19 protein-coding genes are annotated in these 24,860 nt (G+C 72.0%); 5 read left to right on the forward strand and 14 right to left on the reverse strand.

Annotation, left to right across the window (positions count from 1 at the left end; translation table 11 throughout):
- The first annotated feature begins 255 nt into the window (after window positions 1–255).
- Window positions 256–921, forward strand: a complete 666-nt coding sequence (locus N865_RS18595) for a hemerythrin domain-containing protein (RefSeq protein WP_034809269.1) — start codon at window positions 256–258, stop codon at window positions 919–921.
- On the opposite strand, the gene N865_RS22005 is transcribed toward N865_RS18595, so the two are convergent.
- Complete coding sequence (locus N865_RS22005) at window positions 899–3,364, reverse strand: ATP-binding protein (RefSeq protein ID WP_051511033.1); 2,466 nt, start codon at window positions 3,362–3,364, stop codon at window positions 899–901. The two genes, N865_RS18595 and N865_RS22005, sit on opposite strands and share 23 nt — an antisense overlap.
- Window positions 3,365–3,550: 186 nt before the next feature.
- Between N865_RS22005 and N865_RS18605 the strand changes: the two genes are divergently transcribed.
- From N865_RS18605 to N865_RS18615, 3 genes are all read left to right on the forward strand, one after another.
- A complete protein-coding gene (locus tag N865_RS18605; protein WP_034809271.1) occupies window positions 3,551–4,000 on the forward strand; it encodes a hypothetical protein in 450 nt (149 codons plus the stop codon).
- Window positions 4,001–4,175: 175 nt separating this feature from the next.
- On the forward strand, window positions 4,176–5,168 hold the full coding sequence (locus N865_RS18610; protein WP_034809273.1) for an ArsR/SmtB family transcription factor: 993 nt from the start codon (window positions 4,176–4,178) through the stop codon (window positions 5,166–5,168).
- Window positions 5,169–5,258: 90 nt separating this feature from the next.
- Complete coding sequence (locus N865_RS18615; protein WP_051511036.1) at window positions 5,259–6,500, forward strand: MFS transporter; 1,242 nt, start codon at window positions 5,259–5,261, stop codon at window positions 6,498–6,500.
- Between the two features lie 59 nt (window positions 6,501–6,559).
- Here the strand turns inward: N865_RS18615 and N865_RS18620 are convergent, their stop codons facing one another.
- The 13 genes from N865_RS18620 to N865_RS18680 all read right to left on the reverse strand — a co-directional run bounded on the left by N865_RS18620 (window position 6,560) and on the right by N865_RS18680 (window position 22,762).
- Window positions 6,560–11,110 (reverse strand): family 78 glycoside hydrolase catalytic domain, encoded by a 4,551-nt coding sequence (locus N865_RS18620; protein ID WP_211244928.1) that lies wholly within the window; start codon window positions 11,108–11,110, stop codon window positions 6,560–6,562.
- A gap of 181 nt (window positions 11,111–11,291) precedes the next feature.
- Complete coding sequence (locus N865_RS18625) at window positions 11,292–11,504, reverse strand: LuxR C-terminal-related transcriptional regulator (protein ID WP_034809275.1); 213 nt, start codon at window positions 11,502–11,504, stop codon at window positions 11,292–11,294.
- A gap of 150 nt (window positions 11,505–11,654) precedes the next feature.
- A complete protein-coding gene (locus tag N865_RS18630; RefSeq protein ID WP_051511040.1) occupies window positions 11,655–12,737 on the reverse strand; it encodes a LacI family DNA-binding transcriptional regulator in 1,083 nt (360 codons plus the stop codon).
- Between the two features lie 140 nt (window positions 12,738–12,877).
- Entirely contained in the window at window positions 12,878–13,750 is an 873-nt protein-coding gene (locus N865_RS18635; RefSeq protein ID WP_245603840.1) for a gamma-glutamyl-gamma-aminobutyrate hydrolase family protein, read from the reverse strand.
- Window positions 13,751–13,752: 2 nt separating this feature from the next.
- Window positions 13,753–15,291 carry an aldehyde dehydrogenase gene (locus N865_RS18640; RefSeq protein ID WP_084328376.1) on the reverse strand — a complete coding sequence of 513 codons (1,539 nt, stop codon included), beginning with the start codon at window positions 15,289–15,291 and terminating at the stop codon, window positions 13,753–13,755.
- Complete coding sequence (locus N865_RS18645) at window positions 15,288–16,007, reverse strand: gamma-glutamyl-gamma-aminobutyrate hydrolase family protein (RefSeq protein ID WP_034809277.1); 720 nt, start codon at window positions 16,005–16,007, stop codon at window positions 15,288–15,290. The genes N865_RS18640 and N865_RS18645 overlap by 4 nt, the downstream gene beginning before the upstream one ends.
- Window positions 16,004–16,846, reverse strand: coding sequence for a substrate-binding periplasmic protein (locus tag N865_RS18650; RefSeq protein WP_245603841.1), 843 nt, complete (start codon window positions 16,844–16,846; stop codon window positions 16,004–16,006). The genes N865_RS18645 and N865_RS18650 overlap by 4 nt, the downstream gene beginning before the upstream one ends.
- Entirely contained in the window at window positions 16,843–18,228 is a 1,386-nt protein-coding gene (locus N865_RS18655) for a glutamine synthetase family protein (RefSeq protein ID WP_034809279.1), read from the reverse strand. Before N865_RS18655 ends, N865_RS18650 begins: the two co-directional genes overlap by 4 nt.
- 51 nt (window positions 18,229–18,279) lie before the next feature.
- Window positions 18,280–19,551 carry an NAD(P)/FAD-dependent oxidoreductase gene (locus N865_RS18660; RefSeq protein ID WP_034809283.1) on the reverse strand — a complete coding sequence of 424 codons (1,272 nt, stop codon included), beginning with the start codon at window positions 19,549–19,551 and terminating at the stop codon, window positions 18,280–18,282.
- Window position 19,552: 1 nt separating this feature from the next.
- Window positions 19,553–19,741 (reverse strand): ferredoxin, encoded by a 189-nt coding sequence (locus N865_RS18665; RefSeq protein ID WP_034809286.1) that lies wholly within the window; start codon window positions 19,739–19,741, stop codon window positions 19,553–19,555.
- A gap of 135 nt (window positions 19,742–19,876) precedes the next feature.
- Entirely contained in the window at window positions 19,877–21,088 is a 1,212-nt protein-coding gene (locus N865_RS18670) for a cytochrome P450 (protein ID WP_034809289.1), read from the reverse strand.
- A 175-nt stretch (window positions 21,089–21,263) separates the two neighbouring features.
- A complete protein-coding gene (locus N865_RS18675; protein ID WP_051511043.1) occupies window positions 21,264–22,001 on the reverse strand; it encodes a PDC sensor domain-containing protein in 738 nt (245 codons plus the stop codon).
- Complete coding sequence (locus tag N865_RS18680) at window positions 21,998–22,762, reverse strand: FadR/GntR family transcriptional regulator (RefSeq protein WP_034809291.1); 765 nt, start codon at window positions 22,760–22,762, stop codon at window positions 21,998–22,000. Before N865_RS18680 ends, N865_RS18675 begins: the two co-directional genes overlap by 4 nt.
- Before the next feature lie 277 nt (window positions 22,763–23,039).
- Between N865_RS18680 and N865_RS18685 the strand changes: the two genes are divergently transcribed.
- The gene (locus N865_RS18685) at window positions 23,040–24,566 is read left to right on the forward strand and encodes an APC family permease (RefSeq protein WP_034809295.1); all 1,527 of its coding nucleotides are present in this window, start codon (window positions 23,040–23,042) and stop codon (window positions 24,564–24,566) included.
- Window positions 24,567–24,860 lie beyond the last annotated feature (294 nt).

Raw genomic sequence — 24,860 nt, forward strand, 5'->3', positions numbered from 1 at the left:
ATCGGCCTCATTTTCGAGCGTTGCCGACAAAGGCTAAGTGAGACGTGAAGGCGCCCATAGCCTCACTTAGCGCATAAGTGAGGCTATGGGCGCCTTCGTGCCGGGCTCGTCCTCCGCTCGCCCGAGCAGGCCGGGGCAACCGCTCACCGCAATGCAATCAGTGTCGTGCTGATGTGGGGGCGCTGTGGGTGGGGTGGCCAAGCCGGGCTCGTGAGGCTGGAGGAACCACCCCATCCAGCCTCACGAGGAGCCACCGTGACCTCCACGACTCACACCGACCAGCGTCCCGACGTCCACGACATGGTCGTCATCCACCGTGCCTTCCGGCGGGAGTTCCCTGCCGCGGCGCGACTGATCCGAACCACGCCCAACGGCGACACCGCCCGCGCCAAGGTTGTCGCCGACCATCTGCGCCTGTGCCTGGGCGGACTCGAGATGCACCACACCGGCGAGGACATCCTCCTGTGGCCCCTGCTGCTCAAGCGCGCCGCGCCCTCCACCGGAGTCGTCGAGACGATGCAGGCCCAGCACCACGGCATCGACGCCCGCGTCGAGGCCCTGACCCCGGCGCTCGCCGCCTGGCAGGCCGCACCCACCAAGGCCACGGGCGAGCACCTCGCCACCCTGGTCAACCGTTTCAGCGAAGCCCTCTTCGAGCACCTCGACCTCGAGGAACGGGAGGTCCTGCCGCTGGCGAGCCGGCACGTCACCGCCGTGGAGTGGGACCAGATGGGCGAGCACGGCAGCGAGACCATGCGATCGAGCGAGCTGCCGATCCTCTTCGGGCTCATCCTCGAGGACGCCGACGCCGAGGAGCGGGCCCGGCTGCTCGCCAAGCTGCCGCTCGCGGTCCGGGTGCTGCTGCGGACGGTCGGCGCCTGGCAGTTCTCGCGCTACGTCACGCGCCTGCGGCAGAGCTGACCGTCGCGGCTCGCGCCTCGATCTCGGCGGCGCTCGCCCTGCGCCCCTCGTCCCAGCTCCGGGCGAACGCCGCCTCTCCCAGCGCGGCGCGAGTCGCGTCGAGACCGCGGTCCGACAGCGCGCGTGACACCGGGAAGGCGGGGTCGACGGCATCCGCCGCCGAGATCGAGGCGCTTGCGCCGAACAACCACGCCGCGGACGCAGGGTCGCCCACCCGCAGCGCCACGCTCGCGAGCGCGGGCAGGGCGTAGCCGAGCGTCCAGCTCATCCGGGCGCGCAGCGACACCGCGACGGCCTCGCCCAGCAGGGCCGCCGTCGCGGGCTCGTCGCCGAGCAGCTCGGTCAGCGTCGCGTGGACGTTGAGCGCGGTGGCGAGCGTGAACTCGCTGCCGAGCTCGCGCGCCGACGCGACCACCTCGGGCAGTAGCGCGCCGGCCGTCGCGAGGTCACCTGCCGCGAGCGCGACCTGCGCCTGCCCCAGCCGCGCGTGGACGGCGACCCAGGGGCGAGCGGCCTGATGCGCCTCGTCGAGCGCACGGGCGAGGAGCGCCTTGGCCGTGTCGAGGTCACCGGCGAAGAGGACGGCCTGACCGGCCAGGGTCAACGTCTCGCACGTGACGGCCGGGTAGGCGACCCGAGCGGTCAGCGCCATCGCGGCCCGGGCGTCCTCCGACATCCGCGCGACGTCGCCGGTGAGCAGGAGCAGCCCGAGGTGCGCGGTCAGCGCACGGCAGCGCGCGACGTCGGACGCCTCGGCCCCGACCCGCTCCAGCCAGCCCAGCCCCTCGCGCGCGTGGCCGCGCAACGCGAGGAACAGCCAGATCCCGGCCGCGAGCTCCGTGACCTCCACGACCCGATCGAGCTCCAGCAGCCGCAGGTAGGCCGACCGCAGGTTCGCGTGGTCGGCCTCCAGCCGGTCGAGCGTCGGCACGAGCTCGGGTCCTTCGAGCAGAGCGGCGTATGCCGCTGAGCGGGCTCGGAAGTGCTCCGCGTGCCGGTCTGCGGTGGCCGTCGCACGCCCCTCGGCGTGCAGCCGCTGCATCGCGAACTGCCGCACCGGCTCGAGCATCCGGAACCGCGGCTGGTCGTCCGGTGACGGCATGCGCAGGACGAGCGACTGCTCGACGAGCGAGCCAAGGGCGCGCAGGACGTCGTAACCGTCCGCGTCGCCATCTCCTCCTCCCGCCACGGCCTCCACCGCGTCGAGCGAGAACCCGCCGCTGAAGACGGCGAGCCGCATGAAGAGGTCGACCTCCTCCGGCTCGAGGAGGTCCATGCTCCACTCGAGCACGGCCGCCATCGTCCGGTGCCGCGCGGGCAGGTCGCGCGGGCTCGTGCCGAGATCGGCCTGCGCGAGGCGTGCGAGCAGGGTCGACGGGGACAGCAGCCGCAGGCCGGGTGCCGCGAGCTCGAGCGCGAGGGGCAGCCCGTCGAGGCGGCGGCAGATCGCGGCCAGGGTGGGCGCATCGCTCTCGGTGACGCCGACCGGTGCCCCGGCGGCGGCCGCACGGTCGAGCAGGAGCGCGACCGCGGGCGAGGCGGCGACCGCCTCCACGTCGTCGCCGGCCGGGGTCGACAGCGGCGCCAGTACGACCTCGTGCTCCGCGCGCACCCGCAGCGGGGCGCGGCTCGTCGCCACGACGACGAGGTCGGGGCAACGCGCCACGAGGTCGGCGATCGTCGGCCCGGAGCCCGTCAGGTGCTCGAGGTTGTCGAGGACCATGAGCACGCGCAATCCCCCGAGGTGCAGGACGAGAGCGTCGAGCGGGTCGGCGTGGGCCGCCTCGGGCAGCCCGAAGGCCGCCGCGACCCTCGGCACGACGAGCGCCGGCTCCCGCAGCTGCGACAGGTCGACGGCGAGCGCGCCTCCCGGGAACCCGGGCGCCTCGCGGTCGAGCAGCTCCATGACGAGCCGCGTCTTGCCGACCCCACCCGGCCCGGTGACCGTGACAAGACGAGTGGTGCCCGAGCGCACGAGGGCGCGCAGCCCGTCGAGCTCGGCCTCACGGCCGATCAGCCGCGTCGTGGGTCTGGTCAGAGGCGGTGCCGCGGGACCCGCGGGACCCGCGGGCCCGGGCGAGCGGGGAGCGTATGCCGGCCGGCCGGCATACGGCGTCGACGCTGCGCCACGGGGCTGGGCGAGGGAGCCCACGGGCTCGGGAGACGAAGGAGAAGGAGGCTGCGCGCCCGGGGACGACCCGGCATACCGGCTGGGGACCGCGGCGACGAGCTGGGCGCGCTCCGTGTCGTCGAGCGCGAGGGCGTCCGCGAGGGAGCGCACGGTGTGCGGGTAGGGGCGCCTGCGCTCCCCGCGCTCGAGGGCGCCGATCGCCTTGGCGGTGAGGCGGGCCCGCTCGGCGAGGTCCTCCTGGGTGAGCGACCGGGACTCGCGCAGGCGTCGGAGCACGACGGCGAACTCGCCCGGTGTCGACGCCCCCTCCACGGGTCAGACGGTAGTGGCTCGGATGCCGGGCCGGCAGTGCTTCTGGTGCCTCCGGGTGTGGTGCCGGTCTGGCGCTGAGCCGACCGGTGTGGTGCTGGTGTGGGCCTGCTGTGGGTGGGGTGGCGCCCGCCCGCGCACGAAGGTGGTCGATGACGGCGCACGGCCGTCCCTCTGAGAGGACAGATCATGACCACCAGCTTTCGCACGACGAACACCGCTCGCCGGACGGCCTCCGGCAGCCCGGCAGGCACGGGGACGTCGACGTACGGCCGGCACATGTCGGCAGTGCTCACCGCGGCGTTCGCACTGTCGGCCGGGCACACCGTCTACGCCTGGGTCGAGGGCATCGAGGACCCGAGCTTCACCGTGACCACGCCGCTGACGTGGGTCTTCTATGCCGTCGCCTTCGGGTCGGCGGTCTTGGCCCGGCGCACGTCCCGGGCCGCGCAGCTCACGGTGCTCGGCTACCTCGCGGCGCTGCTCGCCATCTCGATCTTCTACTACCCGACGACGTTCGGTCCGGCCCAGCAGACGGTCTTCGGCTGGTTCGAGAACGACGTCTACATCGGGCTGCTCGTGACGGCGACCTACCTCGGGGTGCAGCGCCTGCGTCGCACCACCCTCACGCCGGCCTGACGTGACGCCGCTCCACGGCGTGGCCCCAGCGGCATACCCCCTTGCCGACTGAACGCGGTGCTCGTTCCTGAACTCAGCGGCATAACACCGCGTTCGTGAACGAACACCGCGTTCACCGTGCCTCGTGGAGCGGGCGGGCTAGGCTTTCGTCCTGACACGAAAGGTGAGGGTGAGCATGCAGCGTTTCGAGATCGGTCCGAGCGACCTGGCCGCCAGCCGCTTCGCCTTCGCCCCGATGGCCGAGCTCGAGTTCCTGCTCCGTCGACTCGACCGGCCGGGCAGCCAAACGGCGACGGGCCGGGCGTTCAGCGCGTCCCGGTGGGCGCTGCGCTACGAGCCGGTGCGGCACGAGCTCGAGACCCGGGTGCTGCGGGCGCTGCGGCCCCAGAGCTGGGGTGTCGACTTCACGGCACCGCCGCCATCCCGCATGGCCCGGACGCCTGACGACGACCTCGAGGCCATCCGCTCGACCCCGCTGTCCGTGGCACGCGACCAGATCCGTCGCGCGCTCGCGCTCGGGCACGGGGTCGAGGACGACGTCCGTTCCGTCCTCGATCGCACGGACGTCGCCATCGTCCTCGCGGACGCGCTTGAGCGCCTCTGGCACCTCCTCGTCGAGCCGGACTGGCCGCAGCTGCTCGCGATCATGGATCGTGACGTCCTCTACCGCGCGGACCGGCTCGTCCGGCACGGATGGTCTGCGGCCCTCGAGGGACTGGACGCCCGGGTGCGCTGGGAGCCGGGTGCGGTCGTCGTCGACGGCCCGGCCGACGACGTCGTCCAGCTGCAGGGGCGCGGCCTCATGCTCGTGCCGTCCGTGTTCCTTTCCCCCGGCCCGGCGACGTACACCGAGGCACCATGGCGTCCGGCGCTCGTCTACGTGGCTCGCGGAAGTGCCGCCCTATGGGACCCCAAGCCCTCGACGCCGCTGGCCCTGGCGCGGCTGATCGGTCGGACTCGCGCGGAGCTGCTCCTCCACCTGGACACGCCGGCGTCGACGACCCACCTGGTCGCCGCGACGGGTCAGACGCTCGGGGCCGTGGGTGACCACCTCCGCATCCTCAGGGAGGCGGGCCTCGTCGCCCGCTCCCGCAGCGGTCGCGCGGTCATCTACCGGCGGACACCTGTGGGCGACGCGCTCGCGGCCGTCGGTTCGGCTTGGAGCTGACGGCCCCCCGGACGCTGCGGATCGTCCACGAGCTTTCGTGCCACGACGAAAGAGTCGCCCGCGCGACCGGACTTCTCGACCATCGGAGTCATGGGAGGTTCGCCGCAGACGGGCGTGAACGAGCGGGCGACCTACGCCTCGCTCCTTCGAACTCGTGGCGTGTCGGCCCTGTTCGGGATCTCGCTCACCACCGTGATCGCGACGTCCTTGCAGATCCTCGCCCTCTCGGTGGCGGTCTTCCAACAGACCGGCTCAGCCCTGTGGTCGACCATCGCGTTCGCGGCAGGGTTCCTCCCCCAGCTCGTCGGCGGGACCCTGCTGACCTCGCTGGCTGACCGGTGGCCACCGCGGGCCCTGCTCGCGTCGGGGTCGGTCGCCCGGGCCGCGTCTGCGTTCGTCATCGCCTTCGGCGGCCTGCCTCCCGCCGCCTCGATCGCCGTCGTCGCCGTCGTCGCCGTCTGGCAGCCGGTGCCGATGGCTGCCCAGTCGACCCTGCTCACCCGCCTCGTGACCGGAGAGCGGTACGTCCTGGGCCGTTCGGTGCTGGGCCTCATCAGCTCGGGCGCCCAGCTCCTGGGACTGGCCGCCGGTGGTGCAGCGGTCCAGCTCCTCGGAGCGACAGCCGCCTTCGCAGTCGCGGGACTGGTGAGCCTGCTCGGCCTGCTCCCGTTGCTGGCGATCCCCCGGACCTCGGGCGCGCCGGGGACGGCCCATCGCTGGAGACCCGCGGAGACCTGGGTGGGCAACGGTCGCCTCCTGCGCGACCCTGCCGTCCGACGGATCCTCGTCGCATGGTGGCTGGGGCCTGCCCTGCTCGTCGGCGCCGAGGCACTCGTCGTGCCCTACGTCGGCGAGCAGCGCACCGCCGGTATGCCGGCCGGCCTCCTTCTCGCGGCCTTCCCCGCCGGCGCCGCAGTCGGGGACCTCGTCGTCGGGCGGTTCCTGCCGGACGAGGTCCGCCGCCGCTCCGTTCCGTGGCTCTTCGCCCTCGTCGGCGCTCCCCTCCTGCCGCTCGCCTGGCACCCGGGCCTTGCCGTCGCGTGGACCTGCTTCGCGCTCGCCAGTGTGGGCATGGCCTACCAGCTCGGGGGCCAGCAGGCGTTCCTGGCCGCCGTCCCGGAGACGCAGCGCGGCCTGGCCTTCGGCCTGTTCAGCACCGGACTCATGGGCGGCCAAGGTGTCGGTCCCGTGATCGCCGGCATCTTCGCGGACCACATCGGCGCAGGCCTCACGATGACAGCCCTCGGCCTCGCGATCCTCGTCGCCGCGGCCCGGTTCGGCTCCGTGCCCGCGCCTCGGGTCGAGCCACCCGCGGCGGGCGCCCAGACGTGAACGAGCCCAGCGGCATACCGCTCAGGTATGCCGCTGGGCTCGTGGCGCACGAGGCTCGGTCAGCCGATCGGCACCGCCCAGAGGTCGGCGATGGACGGGTCGTAGTCGCCGGCGACGTCCTGGAACCTCACCCGCACGACGGACCCCTTGACCAGGTCAGGACGGTCGACGACGAACTGGTAGGCAAGGCTGGCCTGACCGGTCGTCGAGAACGTGTAGCGCCGCTGGTGCACCACCTGGCCGTTGACGAGGACGTCGTAGGTCTTCGTCTGCGACTGGTCGTACGTCTCGATCATCCGGAGCGCGAAGGGCCCGTCGGTCGGAACCGTCACGTCCATCTCGAACCAGCCACCCGGGTACGACGAGTGGGAGTACCGCCGGGTGAGGCCCGCCTCGACGCTGGTGCCGGAGTGCTCCGACGCCGTGAGGTGATGAGTCGCCTCGCTCGTGGCGTCGCCGAGGTCGACGTGGTCGGTGGAGCTCGCCGGCGGTGTCGGGACGACGACCCGCAGCGACCCGGAGGCCTTCTCGAGGTCGGTGGCACCGACGGCGGCCGTCACCGGAACCGTTCCGGTCGTGAGGTCGAGCGGCACGGCCACGGTCGACGTGATCGTGGCCGTGCTCCCGGCCGGGACGCTGAAGGCCTGGGCGGCGGGTGCCGTCCAACCGTCCGGCAGGCTCAGGGTGAGCTGGCGGCTCCGGGTGGTCGCACCCTGGTTCCGCACGACCGTGGTGACGACAGCCGACTGACCCGGCTCGGTCGGCGTCGACGGTCCAGAGACAGTGTCGATGACGACCGCCGGCGCGACCGTGACCATGGCGCTCACCGGCAGCGTCGCCGTGGACTGGTGGAACTGGTAGCTCGCCGCGGCGGCAAGCTCGACGGCCGCCGGAGTGGCGTCGGGTGCAACGGTCACGGTGAAGTCGAGGCTCACCCGCTGGCCCGGCGCCACCTCCGTGGCACCCGGCACCGCCTGGACGGTCCAGCCGGCCGGCGACGTGAGGGTCGCGTCGATGCCGCGGATCGTCTCGGTGCCACGGTTGTCGACCACGACCCGAACGGTGCCTGTCCCGCCCTGGACGAGGGCGCCGTCCGGCGGTACGAGGCTGACGACCGCCCCGACGAGGCGCCCCGACGCGGTCGAGAGCCGGGAGGCGACCGTGGACAGGACGTCGAGGTACGCCTTGGCCTCCGCGCTCGTCAGGCCACCCGCCTTCTGCTTCGTCTCGACCCACCGACGCAGGTCCGCCGCCGTCGACAGCGCCCCGTGCAGGAGCGAGGCCGTGTCGGCGTCATGAGCGAGGCGCGCCTTCCACGTCGCCTCCACCTCGCGGGCCAGCTTGTCCCACTGGGTCGCGAGGTGGTTCGCCGTCCCGGACGTGATCGACGCCGGCATCGTGAAGCCCGACACGGCTGCCCGCGCCTCTCCGATCGAGCCGAGCACGTCGTCCACGGTGAAGTGGTACGCGCCGGACCCGGCCCGGAACACGGCCGCACCGCGCTCCATCCGGAGGAAGGTCAGGCCCTCCGCGTCGGACGCCGGGGCTCCGCCCTCGAGCACGGCCCAGCGGCTCGGCGCGGGGACGTGGACCTCCGACGTCGTGTTCGCCGGGACGGTCACGTCCAGGGTGATTCCGTCCGCCCCGGTGCGCCAGGACGAGGCGATCGTGCCGTACGGCGTCTCGTGGCTCATCCGTGCCCAGTCGACGCCGGCGCCCGGCTCGGGGGCGATGACGGACTGCCGGTAGCCGGGTTCGAGCGCGGACACTCCCGCGAGCGTCCGGTACATCCACTCGCCGACCGCGCCGTAGGCGTAGTGGTTGAAGGAGTTCATCTCGACCGGGCCGAAGGTGCCGTCCGGCATGATCGAGTTCCAGCGCTCCCACACGGTCGTCGCGCCCTTGCCGATCTCGTAGCCCCACGACGGGTAGTCGGTGTTCTGCAGGAGGCGGTAGGCGACGTCGGTACGACCGATCGCCGTGAGCGCCGGCAGGAGCCCGTCGACCCCGAGAAAGCCGGTCGACAGGTGCCAGTCGCGACGCTCGATCGACGCGACGAACTTCGCGGCCACGAGGTCCTTGCGGTCCGCGGGGACCAGGCCGTTGTTGATGGTGAGGATGTATGCCGTCTGGCTGTCTCCCTTGACCGTCCCGTCGGCGGCGATGAACGCAGCCTGGTAGGCGCGGGTGATGTCGGCGAGGCGGGCCCGGTAGGTGGCCGCGTCGTCCTTGCGCCCGGTCGCGTCGGCCATCTCGGCGAGCTCACGAGTGCTGCGGGCGACGAAGGCGGTGTCGAGGACGTCCGCCGACGTGTTGTCGTCGAGGTTGAGCCAGTCGAGGTAGCCCCCGGTCGACCGGATGTGGTTCGTCGAGTCGCGGTCCAGGTAGTCGACGTAGCGCTTCATCGCGTCGTAGTTGTCGTTGATGACCTTCGTGTCGCCGTACGCCTGCCAGAGCGCCCACGGGACGTGGACTCCGGCGTCGGCCCAGCCGGCCGACCCGTAGCCCCCGTCGAAGCGGCCGGGGATCACGGGTGCGACGCCCGGGAAGGCCCCGGCGGCGTTCTGGGTGTCGCGCAGGTCCTTGAGCCACTTGGACAGGAACGCCTGGGCGTCCATGTTGTAGACCGCAGTCCGTGCGAAGACGTCGATGTCACCCGTCCAGCCCATGCGCTCGTCGCGCGCCGGCGTGTCGGTGGGGATCGACAGGAAGTTGCCGCGCATGCCCCACTCGATGTTGCTGTGCAGCCGGTTGACCAGGGCTGACGACGTCTCGAACTCGTTGACGAGCGGACCGTCGGTCCCCAGCACGACACCGACGATGTCCGAGTCGGCCGGCGCCTCACTCACACCGGTCACCTCGACATAACGGAACCCGTGGAAGGTGAAGCGCGACTCGTACTGCCCCGCGCCGTCCGCCCCGAAGGTGTAGTAGTCGGTCGCCTTGGCGCTGCGCAGGTTGGCCGTGTAGATCGACCCGTCCTTGTTGAGGACCTCGGCGAACCGGAGCCGGGCGGTCGTGCCTGCAGCCCCCTTGAGGGTGACCCTCGCGCGCCCGACCATGTTCTGGCCGAGGTCGTAGAGGTAGGTGTTGGCGGTGGGCGACGCGATCCGGTGCGCCGCGAGCTCCTGGGTCACGCGGACCGGCTGGTCCGTCTGGGGCTCGAGGAGGTTCGTCGCTGAGGGGACGACGGTGACCGCGCGCCACGCCGACGCGTCGTACCCCGCCTTGTCCCAGCTCCCGACCGCCGAGGCGCGACGGGCGTCGTAGGACTCGCCGTCGAGCAGGTCCGCCGAGGTCCGGGGCCCGGGCGTCGCGCGCCAGCTGCCGTCGGTGCCGACCGTCTGGGTCGTTCCGTCGGCGTACACGATGCGCAGCTGCGCGAGCAGTGACGTGCGGTCCCCCCAGACTCCGGTGCCGAACATCGCGACCTTGCCGGCATACCACCCGTTGGCCACCTCAGCCCCAACGGCGTTCGTGCCGGGCTGCAGCTGGGAGGTGACGTCGTACGTCTGGTAGGCGATCCGCTTCGAGTAGTCCGTCATCCCCGGGGCCAGCTCCTGGTCTCCGACGCGAGCTCCGTTGAGCTGCAGGGAGTAGAGCCCCCGAGCGGAGGCGTAGATCCGCGCGCTGGCGATCGGCTTGTCGGCGACCTCGAACTCCTTGCGCATGAGTGGGACCTCGTTGCCGACCGCGACCCAGGCCTCCCCCGCGTTGCCCTCGACCTGGAGTCCGTCGGGGGTGACCGTCCCGGCGGTGAACGACCGGTCGCCGCTCGGGAAGGACGTCTGGACGAGGGCCTTCCCGTCCGCGCCTGTCACCGTCACGTCGCGGACGAGTCCGCTCTCGGCGCCGCTCGTCCGGAAGCCCATGATGCCGGGCCCGGCGAACGTCGTGTCGTCGCGCCGGTCGAGCACGGCGCCGTCGACGCTCGTCGTGATCGTGCTGCCTGAGACGGCGATGGAGTACCGGTGTGAGTCGGCGAAGCTGAATCCGGCCGGGAACGGCGTGGCCGCGAGGACCGAGTAGCCGCCGTTCTTCACGTGCGGCCGAAGGGCCTTGGACGCCTCGCTGAGCTGCCACATGTAGGCGTGCTCGGTGTCGCGCCCGCGGAAGTACACGCCGAGGGCACCCGAGATCCGCGAGGCCGTGAAGTCGATCCGGTAGTCGGTCCACTCGGGGCCGTAACGGGTCGCTCCCACGGCGCTGACCCAGTCGGCGGTCCACTCGTCCGCGCTGAGCAGGCCCGCCTCGAAGGTGGCCGGGGCACTCCAGTCGGAGGCGGTCCCCGTGTCGTCCCACACCCGGACCGACCAGAAGTAGCGCGTGTGCGACTGCAGTGCCGGGCCGCCGTAGGGCACGTTGACGGAGCTTCCCGAGGCGACCCGGCCGCTCCCCCAGACATCGGCGCTGCCGGCCGTCCGGCCGACCCGGATCTCGTATGCCGCTTGGCTCACTCCGCGGCGCGCCGAGCTCAGCTGCCAGCTGAGCTGAGGGGCCGCGCCGGGGATGCCGAGGGGGTTGACGAGCGCGTTGGTCCGAAGCGCCGTGACGCCCGTGGCTGCCGATGACGCGGCGGTCGTCCCGCCTGTCGCACTTGGGGTGGCCACGTCTGCCCGCGCGCCAGCGGGTGCCAGCACGGCGCACGTCAGCGCGGCCAGAACGGCTACGAGACGGGGTAGAGGTCGGGGTCTCACGTCATTCCTCCTTGAATGAATCGTTTCATTTCGTCCCGAATGTAGGGGTCGGCCACTCTTTGGGGAACGAAAGTGTCCGGAATCGGTCAGATCGTCAGATGAGGCCGCGCCGCACGGCCCAGACGACGGCCTCGATCGGTGCGATGACGCCGATCCGGTCGCAGACCCGCCTCACGCGGCGCCGGAGGGTCCGCTCCGACACCCCGAGCCGACGGGCGACGACGTCGAGCTGGAGCCCGCCGGCGATGAGGGAGAGCAGGGTGAGGTCCTGACGGCTGAGCAGCGGCGCGGTCGGGGGCGTGGTCATGGGCGCGGTCGTGGGCGCGCCGGGCACAGCACCGGCGGGCGGTGCGGGCGGCCGGGCCTCAGGCGGACGGTCGGAGGCCCCTCCCGCCCGACGTGGGGACGGAGCGGCAGGAGAAGGTCCACGGCATACGGCAGGCATGTCCCCGGCGCCCTACTCGAGGGCGCCTCCTCCCGTCGTGCTGAGCCGTGGTTCCGAGCGCTCGCCCCGGCGTGACGCCGGTCCGGTCGAGCTCCGGACGACAAGCTCGGGCTGGAACACGACAGGGCGCGGCGCGGCCTCGGTGAGCAGGAGGTCCGCGGCGGACCAGCCGAGCTGGTAGGTCGGCTGGCGCACCGACGTCAGCGGCACCGCGAGCTCGCCGGCGAAGGAGACGTCGTCGTACCCGATCACGGAGAGCTCCTCGGGCAGGGCCAGTCCACAGGCGCGCGCATGTCGCATCGCGCCGAGCGCGACGAGGTCGTTGACGCAGAAGACCGCGGTGACGTCGGGGTTGCCGGCGAGGAGCCGAGCCATCCCTGCCTCACCTCCGGCAGCGTCGAGCGTCTCGACCTGCTGCTCGACGAGCTCCGCCGCGCCGCCGGCGGCCCGGATCGCGCGACGGGCCCCCGTCTGGCGCGCGCGGCACTGTTGAAGCGACAACGGCCCGTTGACGAAGCCGATCCTGCGATGGCCGAGAGACAGCAGATGGGCGACCGCGGTCCGTCCGCCGGCCGCATCGTCGGTGACGACGGACGCGAAGCCCTTCGCCCGGGGACGGTGGTCGAGGAAGACGACGTCCGTGCCCTGGTCCGTGAGCCGCTCGAGGTGGTCGACCGTCCGTTGCGACGGCGTCAGCAGGACGCCACGCAGCCGCTGCTGCGCGAAGGTGTCGAGGATCATCTGCTCGCGGCCCGGGTCGCCGTCAGAGCTGCTGAGGATCATCGTCAACCCGTCCTCGATGAGCCGGTCCTCGATACCGCGCGCGACCTCCATGAAGAAGGGGTTGGAGATGTCGAGGACGAGCACCCCGGCCGTCCGCGAAGCACCAGCGCGCAGCTGCCGGGCGGAGGCGTTCGGCACGAACCCGAGCTGTTCGATCGCGTCGTGCACGAGCTGCCGGGTCGGGTCGGCGACGATGTGCGGGCGGTTGAGGACGTTGGAGACGGTGCCCACCGAGACGCCTGCGCGGCGGGCGACGTCGCTGATCCTGGCTTGAGGGTGCCCGCTGGTCACCGGGTTTCGCAGGCTGCTCATGGCTCTCGACTCGCCCCTCCTCTGCGGCGTGAGCTCATGCTGCTTGAATCCGTTCAATCACGCAACAGGAAGCCGTGCTGGACCGCCGCCCGAGCTCGGGGCCGGAGCAGCGGGAATGCCGCTTGGGGGTCTACCAGGGGTCAGGAACGGGGCCAGGCGGCGAGCCCTTTCGCGGCGGCCTCGACGAAGGCCTCGAAGATCCCGAGCCGGTCATGGTCCGGTCCCGCGGGGTCCTCGGGATGCCACTGCAGGGCGAGGATCCACCGCTCGCGGTGTTCGATCCCCTCGATGATGCCGTCGTCCGCGAGAGCGCTCACCACGAACCCGTCCGCCACGCGGTCGATCGCCTGGTGATGGCCCGAGCGAACGGTGAGCCGGTGGTTCGCGACGAGCGAGGCGAGCCGGGTGCCATCGACGATCGTGACCTGCTCGTCGACGAACATGGGTTCGCCGGGGCCGCCCCGGTGGAGCCGGTAGTCCTCGATGTCCGGGATCACCGTGCCGCCGCCGGCGACGTTGACGAGCTGCGCGCCACGACAGATGGCGAGGACCGGGCGCCCGGCGGCGACGACGACCTCGAGGGCTGCAATCGTGTCGCGGTCCGCGCGGAGGTCGACGCCGTACGAGTTGGGGATCGACGTGTCGTAACAGCCGTAGAGCGACCCGTCCACGTCGCCGCCACCGAGCACGAGGAGCCCGTCGAGCTCCGCCACCGTGGACGGGTCGGCGAGCGCGGTCGAGGTGTCGAAGAGCTCGAACGTCGCCTCGAGCCCGACGAGGGTGGCGAGCGCCGTGGACGTGAACGTCCGGACGAGGTCGGCGACCGGCTCGGTCAGGTCCGGGAAGTTCAGCGAGACGAGCACGGCGATCCTCGCCACGGGCCGCTCGGGCCTGACGCCGGGATCCACCTCCTCCAGCCGGACCACCGGCACCCCCTCGCCGGTAGCACCGGCCCCGGCCGCGCGTGCCCCGTCCGCGCGAGCCTCGTCCGCGCGGGTCTCGTCGGTCCTCACGCTCACAGCTTGATCCACGTCGTCTTGAGCTGGGTGTACTTCTCCATCGCGTGCAGCGACTTGTCCCGGCCGAAGCCGGACTGCTTGTAGCCGCCGAACGGGACGGTCATGTCGCTGTCGTCGTAGCAGTTGACCCAGACGGTCCCGGCCCGGACCCGCTTGGCCATCGTGTGCGCGGTCGACAGGTCCGTCGTCCAGACGGCAGCCGCCAGGCCGAAGTCCGTGCCGTTGGCCAGTGCTACGGCCTCGTCCGGGGTGTCGAACGTCAGCACCGACAGCACCGGCCCGAAGACCTCCTCGCGCGCCACGGTCATCGACGGATCGACCTGCAGGACAGTCGGTTCGACGTAGTAGCCGCCCGTCTCGCGCAGCACCTGGTGCCCGCCGACGAGCGTCGTCGCGCCCTCGGACGCGGCCCCCGAGATGAAGCCCAGCACCCGCTCGAGGTGCTGCTCCTCGACGAGCGCGCCGAGCGTGCTCCGAGGGTCGAGCGGGTCCCCGACGACCTCGCGCCGGGAGGCGGCCACGACCCGCTCGACGAGCTCGTCGCGGATCGACCGGTGCACGAGCAGGCGCGAGCCCGCCGAGCAGCTCTCCCCCATGTTGAAGAAGATGCCGCTCGCCACCTGCGCCGCGACGTGGTCGAGGTCGGGCGCATCGGGCATGACGATGTGCGGCGACTTGCCGCCGAGCTCGAGGGACACCGGCTTGATGTTGGACTCGGCGGCATACGCCATGAACAGCCGGCCGACCGGTCCGCTGCCCGTGAAGGTCACCGCGTCGACGTCCATGTGCCGGCCCAGGGCCTGCCCGGCGGTCGGGCCGAAGCCCGGGACGACGTTGAGGACGCCGTCGGGCAGCCCGGCCTCCGCAGCGAGCTCAGCGAGGCGCAAGGCCGTCAGCGGGGACTGCTCTGCCGGCTTGAGCACCATGGTGTTGCCCACCGCGAGCGCCGGCGCGACCTTCCACGCCGCCATCATGAGCGGGTAGTTCCACGGCACGACCGCCCCGACGACGCCGATCGGCTCGCGGGTGACGAGCGCCAGCCGGTCGTATGCCGTCGGGGCCACTTCGTCGTAGTGCTTGTCGACCGCTTCGGCGTAGAAGTCGAGGGCCTGGACGGTGACGCGGATGTCGACCGCGATGGCGTCGGTGAAGGGCTTGCCCATGTCGATGCTCTCGAGCAGGGCGAGCTCCTCGGCGTGCTCCTCGACGAGCCGGGCGAGCCGCTGGAGCACCCGGCGGCGCTCGCGCGGGTGCTGCTCCGACCAGATGCCGGAGTCGAAGGCGCGTCGGGCCGCCGCGACCGCGCGGTCGATGTCCGCGGCGTCGCCCTCGGCGACGTGGCCGATCACCTGCCCGTTGCGCGGGGACACGCGGGCGAAGGTCCGGCCCGAGGCGGCGTCGACGTGCTCGCCGTCGATGAACAGCCGGCTCGGGATCGTCAGCGCGGCGGCGCGCTGCTCGAGCTCGGCCCGCCGGGCGCTCTCGGCGCTCCCGGGGGACAGCGCGGGTGCGCTGGGGGTCGTCGTGGTCGTCATTGGATCGGTCCCTTTCGTCGGGCGGCGCGGTCGACGAGGTCGGCGAAGAGCGCCGCGTCGGAGGTGGAGGTCAGGTGGCGGTCTTCGGGATGCCACTGGACGGCGATGACGTCGGCGGACTCGTGCTCCACGGCTTCGACGACACCGTCCTCGGCGACGGCCGTGACGGTGAGGCCGCGGCCGAGCCGGTCGATCGCCTGATGGTGGTACGAGGACACGTCGATGGAGTCGGTGTCGACGACCTTGGCGAGCCGGCTCCCGGCGACGACGTCGACGGCATGGACGGCGTTGCCGTGGGGCACCGTCGTCTCGGTCAGGTGCTGGTCGAGGGTGCCCCCGCAGACGACGTTGAGCACCTGGAGGCCGCGGCAGATCGCGAGGGTCGGGATCCCGGAGGCGAGGTACGACCGGGTGGCGGCGATGTCGAGGTCGTCCTGGAAGTCGACGACCGCCGCCGTCTCGGGATGCGCGTCCTGGCCGTAGCGGGCCGGCCCGAGGTCGGCGCCACCCGGGACGAGCAGCCCGTCGAACCGGGCCAGCCGCCCGGTCAGTCCTTGGTCCGGCCCGGCCGCGGGCCCGTGGAGCACGACCGGCTCGCCCCCAGCGGCATACACCGCCTCGCAGATCGCCTCGGCCGCGAGCGTCGCGGTGAAGCGGAGGATCGGCACCGAGTCGGCCCGGCGGCCGACGACGGCGATGAGCGGTCGCGCCGTCACCTCGCCTCGATCCCTGCGGCCCCGGCCGCAGCCCCGGCCCCGGCCCCACCCTCGGCACAGACACCGGCCTCGGCGGACTCTGGGCCCTCGTGAACCGCCTCGGTGAAGGGGTAGTCGAGGGTCGGCAGCCACTGCTCCCAGGCCGCCCGATGCCGGCCGTCGGCGATGACCCGGCCGAGCGCCCTGTCGATCGCCTCACGCAGGTCGGTCCGCTCCTTGGAGACCCCGATCCCCCACCGGTTCCCGGTGCGGACGGTGAAGGCCACCTCGAAGCGCGGGTCCGAGTCCCCGAGCGGGACGAAGACCACGTCGTCGTCGACGACGGCGTCGACCTCCTCGGCCGCGAGCGCGGCGAGCATGTCCGCATAGACGTCGTCCGAGTCGCCGCCGAAGGCCACCGGCTCGGCGCCGTCGAAGGTCTCCGCCAGCGCCATGTTCGTGCTCGCCGCGATGGCCGCCACCCGCCGTCCGCGCAGGTCCTCCGGTGAGGCGATCGGGTCGCCTCGGCGGACGAGCACGCTCTCGTGGAACACGGCATACGGGCGGGTGAAGTCGACCTGGGCCGCACGGAGGGGGGTCATCCCCTGGCCGCAGAGGACCGCGTCCGCTCCGCCCGCCTGGACGACGGGCAGCAGGTCGGCCCAAGGGACGACGACCCACTCCAGTCGCCGCCCGAGCTCGGCGGCGACGAGCTCGGCGACCGCGGGCTCGAAGCCCTCACGGCGCCCGGTGGCCGGGTCGCGCAGGCCGAAGAGCGGCGGCGCGTCGGAGTCGATGCAGGCGAGCCGCAGCGGCTCGGCAGGCTCGGTACGCCCGGCAGGCCCGGCAGCGGCGGTCACGGCACGTCCTCCCAGTAGGTGTCCTTCTCCCAGTCGGTGACGTAGCCACAGAAGCGGGCCCACTCGTCGCTGCGGTAGTCGACGAGGAGGTCGGCCAGCTCCGGGCCGAGCGCCTTGCGCAGGACCTCGTCGCCGCGGAACGCCGCGATGGCCTCGCCGAGGTTGAGCGGGAGGGGCGCGAACCGCGCGTCCTGGGCGGAGTCGTAGCTCGACCCGATCGTCGGGGCGCCCGGGTCAAGCTCGTTCGTGAGCCCGTCGTCGATGGCGGCGAGCAGGACGGCGTGCGACAGGTAGGGGTTCACGGCGGCATCCGGCAGCTTGTACTCGAGTCGGCCGTTGGCCGAGAGGCGGACCGTGCACGTCTTGTTGTCGAGGCCCCAGTTGATCTGCGACGGGGCGAACTGGCCCGAGTCCCAGTAGCGCTTGTAGGAGTTGACCGTCGAGCCCATGACGAGCATCGCCGAGGCCGAGTGGGCCAGGACGCCACCGAGCGCGGCCTTGCCCTCGTCGCTGAGGTGCAGCTCGGTGACACCGGGCGTCTCGAGGACGTTGACGCCGTCGCGCCAGAGGCTGAAGTTGTGGTGGCAGCCGTTGCCCATCATGCCGGTGGCGGGCTTGGGCATGAAGCTCGCCTCGATGCCGAGCTCGCGGGCGACCTGCTTGCAGACCTGGCGGTAGGTCGTGAGGCGGTCGGCCGTGAGGTCGGCGTGGTCGTACATCCAGTTCAGCTCGAACTGGCCCTCGTCCTCGTAGTCGCCCTCGACCATGTCGAGTCCGAGCGCCTGGGCGTAGTTGATGACCTTCTGGTAGATCGCGCGCCCCTTCTCGAGGTGCTCGATGTGGTACGCCGGGCTCGAGCCCGGGCGGAAGGTCGCGTTGAGGCCCGGCCCCCGCCACGTCATCTCCGGCTCGGTGCCGGTCCGCAGCTCGAGCCCCGTCCGGGCGGTGAAGTCGGCGTGCATCCGCTTGAGCAGGCCGCGGGAGTCGCTGGCGAAGGCCTCGCCGGCGCCGGAGCGGACGTGGTCCGGCTCGTAGAGGCGGCAGAAGACCCGGGCCACCGACGTGTCCCAGGGCAGCACGGCGAAGGTGTCGAGGTCGGCCATCGCGGTGTACTCGGGCGCGTGGACGCCACCACCGAGCAGGACTCCCTCGCGGGTCGACTGGAGGTTGGCGATCGCGGTCCGGTGCTGCTGGATGCCCTTGACGGCAAGGCGCGCGAAGTGCCGCGCCGGCACGACCTTGCCGACGACGCGGCCGGTGATCGTGACGGACTGGAAGTAGACGAACTCGACGCCGCGGTCGCTGATCGTCGACAGGATCTGGGGCAGCAGCTCGCTCGAGGCGTTCGCCTCGCGGTGCTGGTCGAGCGGGGTGGTGGGCATGGGTGGACCTTTCGGGGGCAGTCGAGTGGTTCGAGGAGAGAGGCGGGCGGGTCAGGCGGAGACCGGGATGGCGGGCGTGCGGGCGAGGAACTCCTCGCGCAGCTCCCGCTGCCGTGCGGGCGGGAGGTTGACCGCGATGGTCCCGACGTGGGAGCCGAGGCGGTGGTAGGTCAGGAGGACCCCGTCCGCGAGACGGTCGAGGTCGCCCTCGACGAGGCGCGCCTCGTCGGCGAGGCCGGGAGAGCCGAAGCTCTGGAGGCGCAGGTCGAGCTGGTCGCTCCAGAAGGACGGGACCGGCGCGAAGGGCAGCGGGTCGGGCGCCGAGCCGGTGAGCTCCGCCAGGAGCGTCGTCGCGGCGCGCTTGGCCGTTTCGGTGGGGATCGACCAGTGCTCCACCCGCCGAGGCACGTCGTCGAAGAGCGGGTTGGGGAACCGCGCGACGTCCCCGACGACGACGACCCGCTCGGCGCCGACGACCCGCAGGTCGTTGTCGGCCAGGACGCCGTCGCGCAGGTCCAGGCCGTTGCCGTCGAGCCACTCCGTGTTGCAGAGCGAGCCGACCGACTCGACGACGAGGTCGGCGTCGAGGACGGTCCCGTCGGCAAGTCGCAGGCCGCGGACCCGCTGTGGGGCCGTCGGATCCTCGACGTATGCCGCTGGGCTCGCTCCCAGGACGAAGCGCACTCCCGCTCGCTCGTGGTGGCGCTGGACCGCTCGTGCCAGGTCCGAGCCGAGGACGCGCTCCATCGGGGCGCCGAAGGGTTCGACGACGGTGACGTCGCAGCCTCGCTTGACGAGGGTCGCGGCGGTCTCGCAGCCGATGAAACCCGCGCCGATGACGACGACCGACGTGCGCTCGCCGGTCACGGAAGGCTCGGTGAGCCCGGCCAGCTCGGCTCGGAGGCCGACGCAGTCGTCGAGCGTCCGGAGGGAGTGCCGGCCCTGCACCGGCCCCGGCAGGTCGAGGCGCCTCGGCCGCAGCCCGGTGGCGAGGACGAGGCCGTCGTAGCGCAGGCGCTCACCGGTCCCCAGTCGCAGCTCCCGGCGCGCGAGGTCCGAGCCGACCACGGGGACGCCGAGCGCGAAGTCGACATCGGCCGTCGACGCCTTGCGCCGGAACTCCACGCGGCCGTGCAGGCGTCCCGGGTCGTTGTCCCCCGCGTCGGCGAGGACCTCCTTCGACAGCGGTGGCCGGTTGTACGGCAGGTGTCGCTCCTCGCCGATGACGGTGACCCGGCCCTCGAAGCCGCGGGCCCGGAGCTGCTCGGCCGCCCGAAGGCCACCGAGAGAGGCGCCCACGACGACGACGTGCGGGGTGGTCACGTCAGCCCTCGATGAGGATGGCCTGGACGGGGCAGACGTCCGCGGCCTCCTCGACCTCGGCGCGACGGCTCTCCTCGGCGATCTCCTCGTACTCGAGCTTGCCGTCGTCGTTCATCCGGAACACGGCAGGAGCCGCGATCGCGCACTGCCCGTGGTCCTGGCAGAGGTTCAGGTCGACGATGATCTTCATGGCTGTGACGTCCTTGTCTGGTCTGGGTTCGGATCGGATGTCCGGGGGCGGGGATCGTTGCGGTGGGTGGGCGCGCGGGACGCCACGGGTGGGCGGCAGCCGGCCCAGCGGCATACCGCGTGGCGGTTGGGACCGTCAGGCCCCTGGCGTGAAGGCGATCGGGAGGGTCATCGGCCCGGTGTTGCCCGAGTCGGGCAGCCACGTCGACTCGCCGGCCGGGCGCGGGTCCCGGAGGCGGCGGGCGAGCAGCGGCAGCGCCTCGCTCATGTCGGAGCGGGCGACGAAGTGCCCGAGGCAGTGGTGTGCGCCGCCGCCGAAGCCGAAGTGCGGCTTGCGCTCGGCCGTGAGGTCGAAGCCGGCCTCGCCGAAGACGCGCGGGTCGGTGCCGGCGGACTCGCTGAAGAGGTGGACGGTCGTGCCGGCCGCGATGTCGAGGCCCTCGAAGGTGAAGTCCTCGAGCGCCTCGCGGGTGACCCAGCGCACGGTCGGGTTGACGCGCATGACCTCCTCCACCGCCCTGCCGCCGAGCTCGGGGCGCTCGGCGAGCAGGCGCCACTGGTCGGGGTGGGCCATGAAGGTCTGCATCGCGAGGCCGAGCTGGTTGCGGGTCGTGTCGTAGCCGCCGAAGATCAGCAGGACCAGCCCGTCCCGCAGCTCCTGGTCGCTCAGGGTGTCGCTGTCGCGGGTCGCCTGGACGAGCGTGCTGACGAAGTCGTCCCCGGGGTTGGCGCGGCGGTCGTCGATGAGGGCATCGGCGTAGGCGTAGAGCCGCTCGAGCGCGCCCTCGATCGTCGGCAGCTCGGACTGGATCGTGACGCCCATGGCCAGACCGATGTTGGTCGCCTCCCGGGCGATGATCGGCCACTCGTCCTCGGGCAGCCCGAGCATGATGGCGATGACCCGGGCGGCATACGGCTCGGCGAACTCGCGCATGAACTCGCAGTGGTCCGGGCGCTCGAAGGCGTCGACGAGCTCTGCTGCGAGGGCCTGGAAGCGGGGCACGAGACCGCCGATGAGCTTCGGGGAGAAGGCCGGGTTCATGAGGCGACGGAGCCGGTGGTGCTCCTCGCCCTCCTTGTTGAGGATCCAGCTCGCCCACCACTCGGCGAAGGGGCCCTCGGTGACGCCGTTGTGGGCCGGCCACTGGACGCTGCCCTGGCGCAGCTTGGGGTGCTTGAGCAGCCGGCTCACCTCGTCGTAACGGAGCACGGCGATGCCGTAGTTCGTCGTGGCGTACCAGCTGCGTTCCCTCGCGGCATGGACCTCGTCGGAGGTGATGGAGAAGGCCGGGTCCGCGACGTCGAAGGACGGAACCGTCGTGGGGTCGAGCTGCGTGGTGGTGGTCATGCGCCCTCCTTGAGTGGGGTGGAACACAAATACTCTAGAGTTAGAGTATTAATGTCAAGGGGTTGCGCGAGGGAATGCTCGACGGAGCCGACCACGCTTGGGACGCAGACGGCTCGGCGCCCCGGCCAGGGCGGTCGGGGCGCCGTTCACGGCACTCGGCGGGGCGTCGCCGGGCTCACTCGGGAGAGGCGACCGCCACGGACCAGTCGGTGTCGAGGCCCACGGGCACGACGGCGAGGAAGCCGGCGTCGCCGCCGGGGCTGGGCGGCGCCTGCAGCTTCGCGCCCACCACCCAGCGGGGCGTGTTCGCGGCGAGGACCCTCCGCTCCCCCGTGACGACGAGGGCGTCGAGGTCGACCGTACGGAGCAGCCCGGTCAGGCGGCGCTCCATCACGGTGACGGACAGGTCGGCACCGGCGATGCCGATGAACCGGTCCGACCGCACGGGCACCGCGCCCGTGAAGACGTAGTGTCCGGACCCCGAGTAGTCGACGTACGGGCCGTAGAGGACCGGCCGACTCGACTCGGCGGCCACCTTGTACCAGTCCATCTCGTGGTAGTCGTAGACGTCCACGCTGTCCGGCTCGAAGTTGAGCCGGAGCCGGGCGAAGCCGTCGCCCCGGCGCTGCCACCAGAGGATGTAGCGGTCCTGGCCGTTGACCGCGCCCGGGGCCCCCACGAAGCCGACGCCGACGGCCACGTCCTGCATGAGCCCGTGGGCCGCGAAGAAACCGGGCAGGTCGAGCAGGTCGGCCTCCACGACGGGACGGCCGTCGCTGTCCGCGGCGCGGAAGGCCTCGACGATCTCGTCGCGCAGCGCCTCGAGGCCCGCCTGGACCGGGGCCAGGAGTGCGCGGACCTCCGCAACGATGCGCTCCGCGTCGTTGCGGGCCATCGCCTGGGTGTCGCTCATCGCGCGCTCCCTTCTGGTTCGGTGAGGTCGAGGTGGAGGCGGATGAGCCGCCGCAGCCGGAGCGCGACATCCTGCTCGGCGAGGGAGCCTGCCGTGGCCTCGTCCTCGTCCGCGATCGCTTTGGCGAGGCCGTGGTGGCGCTCGACGACGGCGTCGACCGAAAGCTCCTCCCCTGCCGGGATCCAGAGCATCTCGGCGAGCTCGGCCTGGAGCAGGACCTGGCGGCGGGTCAGCCGCTCGGACTGCGCGGCCATGGCCACCTCGATGTTGAACCGGCTGTCGGCTCGCACCCGGTCACGGACCGAGGTCGCCTTGTGGAGCTGCTCGGCGAGGGCGAAGAGGCGGCGGACGTTGGTCGGCGACGCCCGCCCGGCAGCCAGCCTCGAGGCGTGGACGTGGATGGCCGAGACCTCGTCCCCGAGGTCGCGCAGCTGGGTGACGCTCATCGAGCGAAGGCGCGGCAGGATCTGGTCGGGGTCCGGCCCGGCCGGGCGACGGACGAACGAGCCGCCGCTGCGCCCGCGTCTCGTCACGACGAGGCGCCGCTCGCGCAGCTGGGCCAGGGCCTCTCGGAGGGTCATCGGCGAGACCCCGAACTGGTTCGCGAGCTCGATCTCGGTGGGCAGTTGCTCGCCATCGCTGAGGAGGCCGAGCAGGATCGCCTCCTCGAGCCGCTGCGCGACCTCGTCGGCCCGGCCCCGATAGGAGGGCCGGCCGAGCATGGGGGCCAGCGGTCCTGGGTCAGCGATGTCGTTGGCCATGGTTCCGATCCGGTGACGTTGCGGGGGGCGCGCCTCACGATACGGCCCGACCGGCCGGCGGACCGGCATACCGGCGGGCTCGAGAGCGCGCACTCAACGTATTCCGCCGAATCCCTTGTGCCAATACCTCTGGTCTTGTAGTTTTTCGCTTCATCCCCTCCGGGCCCGATCGAGACTCGACGGCGCTCGCCTCCCGGTGGCCGACATCCCCGACCCACGGTTATTGATCGCGCCGGACCTCACCGCCCGGCGCCCCGACCCTTCATGGGAGCAGTTGATGAGTGATATCAGCACCGCGGAGCAGGAGTACCTGCACCACCCCGACCACGACGCCCACCATCTGTCGACGCTGGGCTACGCGTCCGAGTTCAAGCGGGAGATGAGCCCCTGGGCCAACTTCTCGCTCGGCTTCACCTACCTGTCCCCCGTCGTCGGCGTCTACACGGTCTTCGCCTTCGCCCTCGCCACCGGCGGCCCGCCGATGATCTGGAGCTTCCTGCTCGTCGGGGCGGGCCAGTTCCTCGTCGCGCTCGTCTTCAGCGAGGTCGTCGCGCAGTACCCGGTCGCGGGCGGCGTCTACCCATGGGCCCGGCGCCTCTGGGGACGCAAGTACGCGTGGATGACCGGCTGGGTCTACCTCGTCGCCCTCCTCGTGACGATCGCCTCGGTCGTCTACGGCGCCGGCCCCTACATGGCCACGGCCTTCGGCTTCGAGTCGACGACGAACACGACCATCGCCTGCGCGCTCGTCCTGCTCGCCCTCGCGACGATCATCAACTTCCTCGGCACGCGCGTCCTCGCGATGGCGGCGATGATCGGCTTCACCGCCGAGATCCTCGGCGCCCTCTTTGTGGGCATCTGGCTGCTCGTCTTCCACCGGGAGCACAACCTCGGCGTCATCTTCGACTCCTTCGGCGCCGGCGGGAACTCGAACTATCTCTGGGCCTTCGCCGCCGCCGCCCTCATCGGCATCTACCAGTACTACGGCTTCGAGGCCTGCGGCGACGTCGCCGAGGAGGTCCCCGACCCGGGCCGCCTCATCCCCAAGGCCATGCGCCGGACCATCTACATCGGTGGCGCCGCAGCCACCTTCGTCTGCCTCGCGCTGGTGCTGTCGGTGGGCGACATCCCCGCGGTCATCGCCGGCACCGACACGGACCCCGTCGGCAACGTCCTGCTCCAGGCCTTCGGGACGACGGGCTCCCGAGTCATCCTCATGATCGTCCTGCTGTCCTTCCTCTCCTGCGCGATGAGCCTGCAGGCGGCAGCGAGCCGGCTGGCCTACTCGTACGGGCGCGACGACATGATCGTCGGTGCGGGCCTGCTGCGGAAGTTCTCCCCCGCGCGGGCCGTGCCGCCCTACGCGCTCCTCGTCGCCGCGATCGTGCCGGCCGTGATCGTCCTCGGCTCGAAGTTCTCGACCGACGCGATCACCAAGATCGTCAGCTTCGCGGCCCTCGGCATCTACATCGGGTTCCAGATGGTCGTCCTCGCGGCCCTGCGCGCCCGCCTCAAGGGCTGGGTCCCGAGTGGCAAGTACCGCCTCGGCAAGTGGGGGCTGCCGGTCAACATCGCGGCCCTCGCCTACGGGGTCATCGCGATCGTCAACATGGCGTGGCCGCGCACGCCGGACGCCCCTTGGTACGACAACTGGATCGTGGCCCTGTCGGCCTTCGTCGTCATCGCCGTCGGCCTGGTCTACATGGCGGTCCACCGTACGGCGGGTCGGAGCACGGCCCCGTACGACGACGCGATCCCCAAGCCCGCCTCGGCCCCGGCGGCGGAGAGCGTCCCCAGCGCCTGAGCAGTGGTCCTGACGGCCGCCCCCTCGTGGGGGCGGCCGTCAGGCATTTCTGCGCCCGGTGCCGCAAGAGGGTCGGGCCTCGGAGGCCAGCAGGCGTGAGCGGGCCCGGCCCAGCGGCATACCCCCCTTTGCCAGCTGAACGCAGCCCTCGTTCACGAACTCAGCGGCATAACACAGAGTTCGTGAACGAACACTGCGTTCACCGGGCCGGGGCGGTGGTGAGCCGCCGCGACGGGAGGAGGACGAAGAGGAGGAGGAAGAGGAGGAAGAGGAGGAAGAGGAGGAAGAGGAGGA

Origin of the sequence: Intrasporangium oryzae NRRL B-24470 (assembly GCF_000576595.1) — a bacterium.
Lineage (GTDB): Bacteria > Actinomycetota > Actinomycetes > Actinomycetales > Dermatophilaceae > Intrasporangium_C > Intrasporangium_C oryzae.